At 60.3% G+C, this 14,814-nt stretch carries 11 protein-coding genes and 1 pseudogene; 7 read left to right on the forward strand and 5 right to left on the reverse strand.

Annotated features, from left to right (window positions below):
• Positions 1 to 9 precede the first annotated feature (9 nt).
• Both LG661_RS17895 and LG661_RS17900 read right to left on the reverse strand, forming a co-directional pair.
• Positions 10 to 459 (reverse strand): hypothetical protein, encoded by a 450-nt coding sequence (locus LG661_RS17895; protein WP_230533244.1) that lies wholly within the window; start codon positions 457 to 459, stop codon positions 10 to 12.
• Positions 460 to 668: 209 nt separating this feature from the next.
• Complete coding sequence (locus LG661_RS17900) at positions 669 to 977, reverse strand: transposase (RefSeq protein WP_230533245.1); 309 nt, start codon at positions 975 to 977, stop codon at positions 669 to 671.
• 491 nt (positions 978 to 1,468) lie between these two features.
• Here LG661_RS17900 and LG661_RS17905 point away from each other — a divergent pair, with 491 nt between their 5' ends.
• Complete coding sequence (locus LG661_RS17905; RefSeq protein ID WP_230533246.1) at positions 1,469 to 2,530, forward strand: synaptic vesicle VAT-1 family membrane protein; 1,062 nt, start codon at positions 1,469 to 1,471, stop codon at positions 2,528 to 2,530.
• A gap of 284 nt (positions 2,531 to 2,814) precedes the next feature.
• Here LG661_RS17905 and groL read toward each other — a convergent pair whose 3' ends face one another.
• The 3 genes and pseudogenes from groL to LG661_RS17920 all read right to left on the reverse strand — a co-directional run bounded on the left by groL (position 2,815) and on the right by LG661_RS17920 (position 7,525).
• A complete protein-coding gene (gene groL, locus LG661_RS17910) occupies positions 2,815 to 4,461 on the reverse strand; it encodes a chaperonin GroEL (protein WP_230533247.1) in 1,647 nt (548 codons plus the stop codon).
• 43 nt (positions 4,462 to 4,504) lie between these two features.
• A complete protein-coding gene (gene groES, locus LG661_RS17915; protein WP_230533248.1) occupies positions 4,505 to 4,819 on the reverse strand; it encodes a co-chaperone GroES in 315 nt (104 codons plus the stop codon).
• An 849-nt stretch (positions 4,820 to 5,668) separates the two neighbouring features.
• Positions 5,669 to 7,525 (reverse strand): annotated as a pseudogene (locus tag LG661_RS17920) (ABC transporter ATP-binding protein).
• A 190-nt stretch (positions 7,526 to 7,715) separates the two neighbouring features.
• On the opposite strand from LG661_RS17920, the gene LG661_RS17925 reads away from it, so the two are divergent.
• The 6 genes from LG661_RS17925 (at position 7,716) to recD2 (ending at position 14,292) form a co-directional block, all read left to right on the forward strand.
• Positions 7,716 to 8,123, forward strand: coding sequence for a (R)-mandelonitrile lyase (locus LG661_RS17925; RefSeq protein ID WP_230533249.1), 408 nt, complete (start codon positions 7,716 to 7,718; stop codon positions 8,121 to 8,123).
• 76 nt (positions 8,124 to 8,199) lie between these two features.
• Positions 8,200 to 8,691, forward strand: coding sequence for a cupin domain-containing protein (locus LG661_RS17930; RefSeq protein ID WP_230533250.1), 492 nt, complete (start codon positions 8,200 to 8,202; stop codon positions 8,689 to 8,691).
• Positions 8,692 to 8,819: 128 nt separating this feature from the next.
• Positions 8,820 to 10,313: a carboxypeptidase M32 gene (locus LG661_RS17935; RefSeq protein ID WP_230533251.1), complete on the forward strand. Its 1,494-nt coding sequence runs from the start codon at positions 8,820 to 8,822 to the stop codon at positions 10,311 to 10,313.
• Between the two features lie 142 nt (positions 10,314 to 10,455).
• Positions 10,456 to 11,214: a phosphodiester glycosidase family protein gene (locus LG661_RS17940; protein WP_230533252.1), complete on the forward strand. Its 759-nt coding sequence runs from the start codon at positions 10,456 to 10,458 to the stop codon at positions 11,212 to 11,214.
• A 28-nt stretch (positions 11,215 to 11,242) separates the two neighbouring features.
• Complete coding sequence (locus tag LG661_RS17945; protein WP_230533253.1) at positions 11,243 to 11,737, forward strand: YciE/YciF ferroxidase family protein; 495 nt, start codon at positions 11,243 to 11,245, stop codon at positions 11,735 to 11,737.
• A gap of 356 nt (positions 11,738 to 12,093) precedes the next feature.
• Entirely contained in the window at positions 12,094 to 14,292 is a 2,199-nt protein-coding gene (gene recD2, locus LG661_RS17950) for an SF1B family DNA helicase RecD2 (RefSeq protein WP_230533254.1), read from the forward strand.
• Positions 14,293 to 14,814 lie beyond the last annotated feature (522 nt).

Genomic DNA, 14,814 nt, shown 5'->3' on the forward strand with positions numbered 1-14,814 from the left:
GCGCAAGCCTCACATCGCAAACGAAAGGTGCAACTGTAGTGCTAACGATTTCTGTACCGCCAGCAGCATCTCCTGCGGCTCTCCGGTGCTGGCCTCGTAGATGAGAGAGCAGCTCTGTCCAGTGCGGTCTGCCCGGGTTTCTGCCCACATCAGCTCGATGTCCACGGACCCGGGGGTGTGGGTGCCCACGTACCCGCCGATCTTGTGCGAGGCCGGCACATTGAGGGTGAATGTCTTCTCTTTCGCTTCTTCGTCCATCTCGACGTTCCCCACGCCGGCGGCATGTCCCTTGAAGCCGGATCCGCGGCTCCTGAAGGAGCCTTTAAACGAAATGCGGCTGCTCGGGGCGACGGGGATGAGATCGATCAGCCGTCGGGCGTCGTCTATCGGGAATGTGGGACCATCCATGACCAGGCGGTCGATGATCGCATGCGCCTCGAGACGGGCGTGTATGTTCATTGTCTTTCCTTGGGGGTTTTCAAGTTGCTACAAGCAACAATCAATCCTCCTAAACAGTGACTCTGTTGCAATGATAGGACCTGGGCGCGGGCGACCAAATCACGGTTCCGACGACCGTGAGAGATGTTCTCCACGGCGATTCCGCCAGCCGGCAGCGGTGACGGCCAATACTCCTCTTGGGGATGCCTGAGGGCACACTTCACCCTTGATCAGGCCGTCATCGGCATCAGGATCACCGCCGTCCTCTTCAGGTTGTAGACCATCGCGGTCAGCCTGACCTGCAGGGCCGCTCTCGCCAGTCCTGTCCAGCGCATCCGCCGCAAGCCGTAGCTGCGCTTCCAAGTGCCGAAGATCTTCCGCGCCTGTGGCTGACCTCCGCGATAAAGAGCGGACTCTCCACAGTCTGGGTTGCTCCGATGGTGTCGAGATCTGACTGGAGCGGCAGGATCTCGTTGTCCAAGAGCCGCGACGGATTCAGAAGGTGTCCTTAGGGGGTGGGAACGAAGAGCTCGGCGCACCCCTTGGCGACCACCTCTTCGACGAAGGCTTGTTCTGGATTTGCTTCGGTTTAGTGTGGAGAGCGTTTTGCTGTCTGTCCGACGAGCCTTTCGAACGGAACTGGACTGAAGTCCTGGAGCGTCAAGTGACGCCGGACGGGATTGTACAACGAGGTTTGAGAGCGCCCACAGGACAGCTAGCCCCCGACCGCCAATCGAACACGGCGCTTGTATTCAACGGACGGCTGTACCCGTAGTCTGACCGGGGAAGGATATTAGCGTCCAGATGGTGCCCAGGAGAGGATTGTACATCCATTCCTGTTAGTCCAACAGAATCAATGGCTTGCGCTACCCTTAATGAGACCGTGTGTACCACTTTTGTGGACCACCGTCGAGCCCTATCATGAGGTCCCCCGTCCAGTCTCGTGCAAGGCAAAGCCCCGCCTGTGCCTTGCTGCGCAATTAGTCCATCAGGCAGGACTAAGGCGGTATAGCTTTTGCGAGACGGGCCGATGCCTTCGGAGATCATGCATAAAATTGTCATCCATAAAGCCGGTGGATACGAGCAGTTGAAACTGGAAACTCACCCGGTGCCCAAGCCTCAAGATAGGCAGGTCCTGATCCGCACCCAGGCGGTTGGGGTAAATTATGCCGATATCTGTGTTCGGTGGGGCGTGTACGAATCTGCACGCCGGTTTGTTAGCTGGCCGATCACTCCAGGCTTTGAATATTCAGGCTGGGTGGAAGAGGTTGGCCCTGAGGTCAGGCACCTTAGACCCGGGGATCCGGTGTTTGGGGTCACCCTCTTCAACGGCTATTCCACTCACGTGTGCACGGAGGCGGAGCTAGTCTGGCCTAAGCCCAAAGCTCTGGATTTCGAGGCGGCCGCCGGCTTCTTAGCCGTCCACCTGACCGCGTATCATGCTCTATTACAGAACGTGGTGATCCGGCCCGGCATGAGGGTCCTCGTGCATTCCGCAGGCGGCGGAGTGGGCTCCGCGCTTGTTCAGTTATGCAAGCTGCACGATCTGCATGTGACCGGGGTGGTGGGAGCAAGCCACAAGATCGAGTATGTGCGTCAGCTTGGGGCAGACGCCGTCATCGACAAGTCCGGTCAGTCGCTCTGGGACGAGGCCAGGCGCCTTGATCCCGACGGCTATGACCTGGTGTTCGATGCGAACGGCCCCGAAACCCTGGCGCAGAGCTACGCACATCTCAGGCCAACCGGAAAGCTGCTGGTCTATGGCTTTCACACATTGCTGCCCAAGCAGGGTGGGCGGATCAGCTATCTCAAGGCTGGCGTGGGGCTCCTGAGAATGCCGCGCTTCAATCCATTGTCGATGACCACCGAGAACAAGGGAGTGGTAGCGTTCAATCTATCGTTCCTCTTCGCCCGCACCGACCTTCTGCACGCGGCTGTGGATGACCTTACGGGCTGGGTTGAGGCAGGGGCCATTCAGGTACCGAAGGTTCGCTCCTTTGCGTTGGTGGATGTGGCTCAAGCTCATCAAGCCCTGGAGTCAGGTGAAACCTCGGGTAAGTTGGTGCTGCGAACAGCGCTGCCGCGAAACTGAGTAGCGGGATCCTGTGCACCAGCACTTGATTGCTTTGTGAGATACGGCTGAGGGGCATCCGCTATTCGACACGCAATGGACGCTGCGAAAGGATTGTCCCTTAAAACATCCGTTCCCGTAGAATCAGAGCCTTAGCCTCTATATACGCTGCTCGTGCGCACCCGTTTTCTTGGACCGCTGTCGAGCCCTTGTAGGGCATCAGCAACTTCTGCAGCTCCTGCGCCAATGAGAAAAGGCCCCGGATTTCTCCAGGGCCTCTCTTGGTCCTCGTGTGGTGCCTGGGCTTAGAAGTCCATGCCGCCCATGCCACCCATGCCGCCGCCCGGCATGGCCGGAGCGGCTTCCTTCTTCGGAGCCTCAGCGACCATCGCCTCGGTGGTGATCAGCAGACCAGCGACCGAAGCCGCGTCCTGCAGAGCCGTGCGGACGACCTTCGCCGGGTCGACGATGCCGGCCTGGATCATGTCCACGAACTCTTCGGTCTGGGCGTTGAAGCCGAAAGTGTCGGATTTCGTGTTGTCGTTGATCTTGCCGACCACGATCGAGCCCTCGACACCCGCGTTCTCGGCGATCTGGCGCACCGGAGCCTCGAGCGCGCGCAGCACGATGGCAATGCCCGCCTTCACGTCCGGGTTCTCGGCCGTGAGCTTGGCAACCGCAGCCTTGGCGCGCAGCAGAGCCGTGCCGCCGCCGGGAACGATGCCTTCCTCGACCGCCGCGCGGGTGGCGTGCATGGCATCATCGACGCGGTCCTTCTTCTCCTTGACCTCGACCTCGGTCGCACCGCCAACGCGGATCACTGCGACGCCGCCTGCGAGCTTGGCCAGACGCTCCTGCAGCTTCTCACGGTCGTAGTCCGAGGTGGTCTCCTCGATCTGCGCCTTGATCTGCGCCACCCGCGCCTCGATGTCCTGCTTGGAACCAGCACCATCGACGATGGTGGTGTTTTCCTTCTCGATGCGCACCCGCTTGGCGCGGCCGAGCATGTCGAGGGTCACGGTCTCAAGCTTAATGCCGAGATCTTCGGAGATCGTCTGGCCCTTAGTGAGAACGGCGATGTCCTCGAGCATGGCCTTGCGGCGGTCACCGAAGCCCGGAGCCTTCACGGCGGCGATCTTCAGTCCGCCGCGCAGCTTGTTGACCACCAGGGTGGCGAGAGCCTCGCCCTCGATGTCCTCGGCGATGATGAGCAGCGGCTTGCCGGTCTGCACCACGGCTTCGAGGATCGGCAGCATCGGCTGAAGAGAGGACAGCTTCTTCTCGTGGATGAGGATGTAGGGATCCTCGAGTTCCGCGATCATCTTCTCGGCGTTGGTGATGAAGTAGGGAGACAGGTAGCCACGGTCGAACTGCATACCCTCGACCACATCGAGCTCGGTCTCGGCGGTCTTGGCCTCCTCGACGGTGATGACACCCTCGTTGCCGACCCGCTGCATCGCCTGAGCGATCATGTCACCAATCGAGCGATCACCGTTGGCCGAGATGGTGCCGACCTGAGCGACCTCGTCGGACGAGTTTACCTTCTTGGCGCGGGCCTGGATGTCCTTGATGGCTTCAGCCACGGCGAGATCGATGCCGCGCTTGAGGTCCATGGGGTTCATGCCGGCGGCCACCGACTTGGCGCCCTCGCGCACGATCGCCTGAGCCAGCACCGTCGCCGTCGTGGTACCGTCGCCGGCGACATCATTGGTCTTCGAGGCGACCTCGCGGACCATCTGTGCGCCCATGTTCTCGAACTTGTCGGAAAGCTCGATCTCCTTCGCGACCGTGACACCGTCCTTGGTGATGCGGGGTGCACCGAACGACTTCTCGATCACCACGTTGCGGCCCTTCGGACCGAGGGTGACCTTCACGGCATTGGCGAGAATGTCGACGCCACGCAGCATGCGATCGCGAGCGTCAGAGGAGAACTTTACGTCTTTGGCAGCCATGAGTTGAAATCCTGTTGCTTTTTTCTGTTATTTCGGGGCTGGTTCAGGCGGCCTTCTGCGCTTCGGCAGATTGCTCGATCACGCCCATGATGTCGGATTCCTTCATGATCAGGAGATCCTGGCCATCGATGCGGACCTCGGTGCCGGACCACTTGCCGAAGAGCACGCGATCGCCAGCCTTTACATCAAGGGGGGCAACCTTGCCGCTCTCGTCACGTGCGCCAGGGCCGACGGCGATGACTTCGCCCTCTTGCGGCTTTTCCTTGGCGGTGTCCGGGATGATGATCCCGCCCTTGGTCTTCTCTTCGGCTTCGATGCGGCGGACGACAACGCGGTCGTGCAGCGGACGGAACTTCATGGGTGAGCCTCCTCATTCTTGAAATCGAGGCACTCGTCTGCGCCGAGTAGCACGCTTAGCACTCGACGCTTGAGAGTGCTAACACGAGGTGATAGCTCAAGGCGCGGAGGGAGGCAAGGTCATCCTTCTGGAGATGCCAAGCTTATGGAGAACCAGATCGTGGTGAGCGACGTTGAANGGTGAGCCTCCTCATTCTTGAAATCGAGGCACTCGTCTGCGCCGAGTAGCACGCTTAGCACTCGACGCTTGAGAGTGCTAACACGAGGTGATAGCTCAAGGCGCGGAGGGAGGCAAGGTCATCCTTCTGGAGATGCCAAGCTTATGGAGAACCAGATCGTGGTGAGCGACGTTGAACCTTCATAGGCCGCTTGGCCATTCATAAGATGAGGTTCAGCAGTGTTGAGTTTTGACGCCGTTGAGGAGGTCTGTGAGAGCAGACAAACGACCCTTGTGATCCATCCCACCATCCGCCGAGCTATCAAAGGGTACGAGGAAAGCTTCTATGTCGGGTTGCGCTGCTTCCTGTCGGGAGAGTCTGACGGCCTCTACTTCCTGCCCCTCCAGAGTGGAGGCTACGTGCGTCTCATCTTCTCGAAACGGATTTCGTCCGGAGGGCACAACCTCCTCAGGGTCGATCCGCTCACCAAGGATGGATTAGAACGTATCAAAGCATCCTTGAACTAACTCAGCCGAACGATATTCTGCAGCGGATCTTTCGATAAGCACCCGTTACACTGAGTTTCGGCATTAGCACAACCGTTAGTGATCGAGAGGCGGCTGCAGGATTTGGTGCTGCGCATGGGCTGAACGGTGGGGATCTCAACCACACCTCGGGGCTCCATAGTGCTCTTATCGATAGCCGGACGCCTGTAGCTCGAATAGTTCAGCATAGCTCCCGCCTGAGGCAACAAGCTCTTCGTGTGAGCCGGCCTCCACGACCTTCCCGTTCCCGAGAACGAGGATCCGGTCAGCCATCCGCACGGTCGAAAATCGGTGCGAGATCAGAACCGCGGTTTTGCCTGCGCTAAGATCCCGGAATCGCTGGAAAACCTCGTATTCCGAGCGGGCGTCGAGAGCGGCAGTCGGCTCGTCCAGGATGAGCACCTCGGCATCCCGCATGTAAGCTCGCCCGATTGCTATCTTTTGCCACTCGCCCCCGGAGAGGTCCGCCCCCTCATGGAACCGCTTCCCGAGCGGCTGGTCATACCCATGGGGCAGACGTTGGATGATGCGATCAGCGAGGCTCCGCTCCGCGGCCTGCTGGATCCGGTTGCGATCGCTAGTGGCTTCGATACGGCCTGCCCCGATATTCTCGCCCGCCGTAAAATGAAACCTTACGAAATCCTGAAAGATCACGCCGATGTGACGCCGCAGGTCCGTCAAGTCGTACTCGCGCAGATCGCAGCCATCGAGAAGGATGCGTCCCTCTGTCGGGTCGTAGAGGCGGGCAAGCAGTTTCACGATCGTCGTCTTGCCGGCTCCGTTCTCGCCGACCAGAGCCACAATCTCACCGGCCTTCAGCGTCAGGCTCAGGTGACGAACCGCCCAGCGATCCGAGTCAGGATATCGGAATCCCACGTTCTCGAATACAATTCCTGATTTTAACGGCTGCGGGAACGGACGCGGTTTCGGGGGTGACGCGATGCTCGGACGAACATCGAAGAATGAGAACAGGTCCTCCAGGTACAGCGCCTGTCCTGCGATCTGCGAAAACCCTAAAAGCAATCCCTCGAGCAGGCTCCGCAACCGCAGGAACGAGCCAGACAGGAACGTCAGATCACCGAGGCTGAACTCGCCTTGGACGGTTCACCACACGATCAGAGCGTAGGCCAGGTAATAGGCGCATGAGGCGAGGGCTGCGAAGAGCGTGCCCCATGCGGCCCGACGGATCGCAAGCTGCCGGTTATCGGCGTACATGCGATCCGCAAAGGTGCGAAAGCGGCCGACCAGGAAGGAGTTGAGACCGAAGAGCTTGATCTCCTTTGCGGTCTCAACGCTTGAGCCGAGATAACGGATGTAATCGAGCTGACGTCTTTCAGGGGTGCGAAAATAATTGAGCCGATAGCCCTGTGCGTTGAAGTGCACCTCGCCAACAAAAGCCGGCAGAAGGGCAAGGATGATCAGGACGATGAGCCATGGCGCATAGGCGAGCAGTCCGGCAGCAAGCGAGAGGACCGTGAGCCCATCCTGCACCTGTCCAAAAACCTGGGTGAGAAGAGTGGTTCGCCCAGTAACTTGACGACGGGCGCGCTCCAATCGGTCCTGCTGATTGCTGCTCTCGAACTGCTCGAGATCCAGCGTCGTCGCATGCTCCATCAGGCGCACACTGGCAAAGTTGCTGTAGCGCTCCGATAGAAGGCTGTCGACGAGAGAGCTGGCCCGCCCGAGAAGATCGGCGATAATGGCGAGGGCCAGCTCCAGGACGAGCAGCCCGCCGAGAGCATCAAGTCGGCCGCTCCCGACCCAGTCAGAGAGGCCCCCGCCTGGCGAGGGGAGCTGCGTCTGGGCCACGACCTCATCAATGATGAGCTTGCCGACATAAAGGACCAGAATGGGCAGAACAGAGCGTGTCAGTCTCAGCCCAAAACTTGCCGCTGTGAGAGCGGGGCTGGCCTGCCAAACCAGACGGAACAAAGACGGAAGGTGACGCAAGGCACCAACCCGCTCACGCAAGGAGCGGGTGGAGGGGAACACTGGAGCGGCCATCCCATTAAGATGGGGGCCCAAGGCTCACTCGTCGAGCCACGGGACTGCTGAAGCTGGAGCCCGACGCTTTGCGAATGGTGCCCATTCCTTGCATAGTCTCTCCATGTGAAACAAAGGCCGAGCATATTCCGGCGCCACGCCTCATGGATGGACCAATAAGGCCACGGAGCGACTGTTTTAGGAGACGAACATGGAAATCCGAGCTGCAGGTACGATCACGACCAAGCGCGCTCCCGCGGATGCCTTTACAGGCACGGTCTGGCACGACGCGATCATTGATGCCCCGGCTCCAGCCCGAGTCCGCGCCGCACGTGTCAGCTTCGAGCCAGGCGCTCGCACAGCTTGGCACACCCACCCCTTGGGACAGACGCTGCACGTCCTCTCCGGGATCGGCCGTGTCCAAACCTGGGGCGGACCGGTCCGGGAGATCAGACCGGGCGACACCGTTTGGATCCCGCCCGGCGAGAAGCACTGGCACGGGGCCTCGCCCCACGCCGGCATGACTCATCTCGCCATGCAGGAAGCGCTGGACGGATCCCATGTTACCTGGATGGAGCACGTGACTGACGAACAGTACGACGTCACACCAGAGGCTTGAGCCGGTCTCGATAACCCCCAGCCTCCTCGCTTGTGATCCAGCACAAGGACAGAAGCCAACCGTCTCGGAGAGCGCCATGACCGACCACGACCACTCCCATGATCAGCACGAGCACTGGAAGCACCACGGCGTTCAAGTGATCAAGGGTGACCGCCTCGATCCGAACACGGCCCAAACCCCGGGCATGTTTCGGCAGGCTGCGATCAATCATGCACGGGTTGGCGCGCAGAAGATCTGGGCAGGCACGGTGTCTATCCAGCCAAATGCCAAGACCGGAGTGCACCACCACGGTGAGTTGGAGAGCGTGATCTATGTCGTTCGGGGCAAAGCTCGCATGCGCTGGGGTGAGCGCTTGGAGTTCGTCGCCGAGGCCGGTCCCGGGGACTTCATCTATGTGCCGCCCTTCGTGCCCCATCAGGAGATCAATGCCAGCCCGGATGAACCCCTCGAATGCGTTCTCGTGCGCAGCGACAACGAGGCTGTGGTGGTGAACATTACTGACGTGGACCCGGTCGAGAAGCCCGAGGAGGTTTATTGGGTTGACCCGATCCATAAGCACCCGGACTGAGTACTGACCAAGACCATAAATCCTACGAATCAATAGCAACCCCGATGCCCTCCCTTGGCTGATTGCAGGGGCACTTTGCTTGCCGCAAAGCCGGGGTGACCAGCGCCATCGCCGGAGTTCACGCGAAAATGCAGGCCTACCGCTCACTGGAAGACCGTTTTGCACGCATCAGCTCGATCGAGGATGCGATCGGTATTCTGCAGTGGGATGCTGAAACCATGATGCCGGAGGGCGCTGCCGACAGTCGCTCGGACCAGCTCGCGACGCTAAAAGGTATCGCCCATGAAGTGCTCACCGCGCCTGAGACCGGAGACCTGCTGGATCGGGCGGACCAGGACAGCGATCATCTCGACGATTGGCCGCGCGCCAATTTACGTGAGATGCGGCGGATTTACCTCCACGCCTCCGCCGTTCCGGCAGACCTCGTCGAGGCCAGCTCCAGAGCTGTATCCCGGGCGGAGCTGGTGTGGCGCGAAGCCAGGCAGAACGGCGATTTCGCCCTGCTCCTCCCACACCTGTCTCAGGTGCTCGCCGTCCAGCGGCAAATCGGCCAGGCCAAGGGCGAGGCGTTGGGACTGCCGCCCTATGATGCACTGCTCGACAGCTACGATCCCGGTCTGCGCCAGGAGGCCATCGATCCGCTCTTTACTGAACTCGGCGCCGAGCTGCCGGACCTGATCCGAGAGGCGCAAGAGCGCCAGAAGGGTCTTCCTGCCATCCAGCCGCTTAGCGGTCCCTTCCCTGTCGAGGATCAGCGACGCATCGGCGAGCAGCTGATGGCGGCCGTCGGGTTCGACTTCAACCAGGGACGGCTTGATGTGAGCCTACACCCCTTCTGTGGTGGATCCACGGGCGATGTCCGGATCACCACTCGCTACAGCGAGGCGAACTTCATGAGTGCGCTCATGGGCGTGCTTCATGAGACCGGGCATGCGCTCTACGAGCAGGGCCGCCCGGACAAGTGGCGCCGTCAGCCGGTCGGGGCTGCCCGCGGCATGAGCATGCATGAAAGTCAGTCACTGCTCATCGAGATGCAGGCCTGCCGAAGCTGGGAGTTCGTCACGTATCTCGCTCCCCTGGTCCAGAAGACTTTTCAAGGTGAGGGCTCGGCCTGGAATCCAGAAAATCTCCACCGGATCCTGACCAAGGTGGAGCCGGGTTTCATCCGCGTGGATGCTGACGAGATCACCTACCCGGCTCACATCCTGGTCCGCTACAAGCTCGAAAGGGCAATGATAGCCGGGGACCTTGAGATCCAGGATCTTCCAGGAGCGTTCAACGAGGAGATCCGGAATCTTCTCGGTCTTACCGTCCTCAACGATAGCCTCGGGTGCCTGCAGGATATCCACTGGCCTGGCGGGGCCTGGGGCTACTTCCCGACGTACACGCTGGGCGCCATGACGGCGGCTCAACTCTTCAAGGCCGCCTGCCAGGCGGATCCAAATATCCTTCCCGGATTGGCATCCGGTGATTTTAGCCCTCTTCGCACATGGCTGCGCGCCAACGTCCACTCGAAGGGCAGCCTGCTGACCACGGATCAGCTTCTGGTCGCCGCAACCGGGCGACCTCTTCAAGCGGAGGTCTTCCGCACTCATCTGCGAGAACGTTACCTCGGATACTGAAAGAGCCTAACGGGTAATACGCTGCGATCCATCTCTCCACCCGATGGAGTGCCGTACGCAGGTAAGCAGAAAGAAAGGGGTCGAGATGCGAGTAAACCCGTTCAGCCTCAACCTGGGTCAATCCTTGCGCCGGACAGCCACCATGCTGTCCATGATCGTCGCGGCCCTTGGAGGAGGTGGCGGAGAAGCAACGGCCGATCCTGATCCATGCCGACCGGTACGGTTCGCTGAAAATGCGTTCGTGGTTTGCACGGTGGATCTGCGTCAGTACGAGGTGAGGCTATTCTTGCATGAACCAGACGGTGACGTGCTTGGCTCCTTCAGTCGGCTCAAGGAGACGCCCGAGGGTTCGCGCCTGGCCTTTGCGATGAATGGAGGCATGTATCACGAGGACCGCTCTCCCGTAGGACTGTACATTGAGGGCGGAAAAGAGCTGAAGGCGGCAAATACCAGGAGCGGTCCTGGAAACTTCCACCTCAAACCGAATGGCGTATTCTACGTGAAAGGCAACCAGGCCGGGGTGTTGGAAACGCAGACGTTTCTCAAGCGGAAGATCAGGCCAGACCACGCGACGCAATCAGGCCCCATGCTCGTTATCAACGGACGTATTCACCCGAGGTTTTTAGAGCAAAGCACCTCACGCAAGATCCGGAATGGCGTGGGAATAAGGGACCCGCACACGGTTGTGTTCGCGATCTCCGACGATCCCGTTACGTTCCACACCTTCGCTCGGCTGTTCCGAGATGAATTGGGCTGCGCCAATGCTTTGTTTTTGGACGGAAGCATCTCCAGCCTCTACGCCCCCTCGCTGAACCGAATGGATGCACTCAGACCTATGGGGCCTATCATCGGGGCTTTACACAGACATCCATCGGGAACTGGCTGTGGTGAGATCTGTTGAGTCGGAGTTGCCCGATAAGGAGATCCCTATGCCTGCCAAGCAGAAAACCCTCGATGATCTTTTTCTGGACACTCTGAAGGATGTGTATCACGCGGAGAAGCAAATCCTAAGAGCCCTGCCGAAGATGGCCAAAGCCGCGGAGTCGGATCAACTCCGACAGGCTCTCGAAAAGCATCGCGACGAAACCGAAGTCCAGATTGAGCGCCTCGAGCAGGTGTTCGAAATGTTGGAGAAGCCCGCGCGGGGCAAGACCTGCGAAGCGGTCCAGGGCCTTGTCGAGGAAAGCAAGGACATCATGGAGGACTTCAAGGACTCTGAGGCTCTTGATGCCGGCCTCATTGCCGCTCAGCAGTCGGTTGAGCATTACGAGATTTCTCGCTATGGCACGCTCAGGACCTGGGCGGCGCAACTGGGGATGAAAAAGGCCGTCAAACTCCTTGAGCAGACGCTCGAGGAAGAAAAGAGGACCGACGAGCTCCTGACCCAACTGGCAGAAGCTGCCGTCAATCAGAAAGCTGCTTAAGCCGGCATCCGCTAGCCCCTTCTGATCCTCATCACAGTGCGGCCGAGATCCACCATTCGGCCGCTCATTTCACCTCGCTGCATAGCGAGTGAAATCTTCCCTGCATCTCGCGGCAGGTTCTTGATCAAGCAGCTTCTCTCGCTGACCTTCCTGCCTCTCAGCTTCAGCACTTGCCGGCCCAACGGCGTGATCGGTCTCGGGACCTTCGGGTGCCGAAGCTCAATCAACTGCGGGTCGCCGCAAAAATGCCACGAAACAAACCAAGAACATTCCGGGCCAAATAAGGAGAGCATCCTCGTCAGCGGTGCCATCCAGCGCTACAGTCGGAGAGGCCGGAACCCCATCCGGCAGGCACCATGAATCAGATGTTTCGACCACCACAGGCCGATCAGAGACCTGCCCTGGAGACCCTCGCGGGCTCGGTCGAGCGCGTCACCTTCCATAATGCCGAGAACGGCTTTGCTGTCCTCAAGGTTCATACCCGAGGAAAGCGCGACCTCATCACCGTGGTCGGCCATACCCCGGCGGTTTCGGCCGGCGAATGGATTACCGCCAGCGGGCTCTGGATCAGCGACCGCACGCATGGGCTCCAGTTCAAAGCCGAAGTCCTCAAGACGACCCCGCCGACGGGTGTAGAGGGAATCGAGAAATATCTCGCCTCGGGCCAGATGCGCGGCATTGGGCCAGCCATGGCCAAGCGCATCATCTCTGCCTTCGGCGTGGATACTTTCGAGATCATCGAGGCCAGCCCAGAGCGCCTGACTGAGGTGTCTGGGATCGGCCCTATGCGGGCGTCCCGCATTGTGGCGGGCTGGGCTGAGCAGAAGGCAGTGCGGGAGATCATGATTTTCCTGCATGCGCACGGGGTCGGCACGGCGCGAGCAGTACGCATCTTCAAGACCTACGGCTATGAGGCCATCCAGGTGATGACTGAGGACCCGTACCGACTGGCGAAGGACGTACGCGGCATCGGCTTCAGAACAGCGGATGCCATCGCAGCCAAACTTGGGATGGAAAAGACCGCCCCTCAGCGCATCCGAGCCGGTATCTCGTTCGCGCTCCAGACGGCCACGGACGAGGGACATTGTGCTTTGCCGGTCGAGGCTCTCACCCGTCTGGCGGAGCAACTGCTCGAAGTGGATGCCGCCCTGATCCGCACGGCCATCGCCGAGGAGCTTGCGAAAGGGGAAGTCGTCTCGGATACGATTGGCGATGAGACCTGTCTGTTTTTGAAGGGGCTCTACCTGGCCGAGCAGGCGATTGCCTCCCGGTTGATCGAGCGAGCTTCCGGCGAGCGCCCCTGGCCTGAGATCGACCTCGACAAGGCCATTCCGTGGGTGGAGGGCCGCACGGGCAAGACCCTGGCGACCTCGCAACGCGAGGCTCTGAAACTGGTGCTTGGCTCCAAAGTGGCCGTGGTGACTGGTGGCCCTGGTGTCGGCAAAACGACCCTCCTGGACACGATCTTGCGCCTGCTCGTCGCAAAGGGCGTTCGGGTCGCGTTGGCAGCTCCCACCGGACGGGCGGCCAAGCGTATGACCGAGCAGACGGGGATCGAGGCCAAGACCGTCCACCGCCTCCTGGAGATTGACCCAAAACATGGCGGCTTTTCACGTAACGAAGAGAACCCGCTCGATTGCGATCTGCTGGTGGTGGATGAGACCTCGATGGTGGATGTGCCGCTCATGAATGCGCTGACCAAGGCGGTGCCCTCTCATGCAGGCCTGCTGCTGGTGGGGGACGTGGACCAGTTGCCCTCGGTCGGATCGGGGCAGGTGCTGGCCGATATCATCGCCTCAGGTCGGATTCCCGTCGCTCGTCTAACTGAGGTGTTCCGGCAGGCGGCAGAAAGCCGGATCGTGGTGAACGCTCACCGCATCAACAAGGGTCAGATGCCGGAGCCGCCGAAGGCGGGCGAGGAGAGCGACTTCTATTTCATTGAGATCACAGAGCCCGAGCAAGGGGTCGGCAAGATCATCGAGATGATCAAAGAGCGCATGCCGCGCCGGTTCGGCCTCGATCCGATGAAGGATATCCAAGTGCTCTGCCCGATGAACCGGGGCGTGCTCGGAGCCCGCAACCTCAACATCCAGCTCCAGGAGGTGCTAAATCCCAACCCTCCCGCCAAGGTGGAGCGGTTCGGCTGGCGCTTCTCCCCGGGAGACCGGGTGATGGAAACCCAGAACGACTATGACCGGGAGGTATTCAACGGCGATCTTGGCACGGTGGTCCGGATCGATGATGAGGAAGGAGCGCTGATTGCCGCCTTCGATGGGCGGGAGGTGTCCTATCCGTTCGGCGAACTCGACACCCTGGTGCCCGCCTATGCGACCACGATCCACAAGTCGCAAGGCTCAGAGTATCCCGCCGTCATTATCCCTGTCGTGACGCAGCATTTCACGATGCTGGCCCGCAACCTGCTCTACACGGGCGTGACCCGCGGCAAACGGCTGGTCGTGCTGGTGGGACAGAAGAAGGCCGTCGCGATGGCCGTTAGAGGCGGACAGATGAAGAGGCGCTGGACAAAACTGCGGGAATGGCTAGCAGCCTCCTGATCGACAGCTCAAACTTCCTTTCTCATGGCGCGTTTGACGCGTAGGGCTCCAACATCGCGTGCCTCTCTCGAGGTGATATAAGCCAGACCATGCCGCTGCTCGCATACACCCACTCAGGAGAGCCCCTCGTTGCTCCACTGATGACCGATGATGAATGGGAGCGATTACGATCCGCGCGCAATCGGGATGCGTGGATGCCACATGGGAAAGGGCGAGCAATCCCGAAAGTCTCGCGCGCCGGAACACGTTTTTTCGCCCATCCTCCTGGGCAAGCTCCTGAAGGAGCGAAGGAGAGTGACCTCCACCTCTACATCAAAGCACAGATTCTAATCGGAGCCCGGGCCGCAGGTTGGGACGCTCTGCCGGAGCAATCTGGGACGACGCCGGATGGTCAGGATTGGCGAGCTGACATCCTGTGCCGCCGGCCTGGAAGACCCTGGACCGTCGCTCTTGAGGCCCAGGTTCAACTCCAGGGCGAGGAAGCTTACCGCCAGCGACAAGAGCGCTATATGGCTTCAGGAA

The organism is Microvirga roseola, from assembly GCF_020866965.1.
Lineage (GTDB): Bacteria > Pseudomonadota > Alphaproteobacteria > Rhizobiales > Beijerinckiaceae > Microvirga > Microvirga roseola.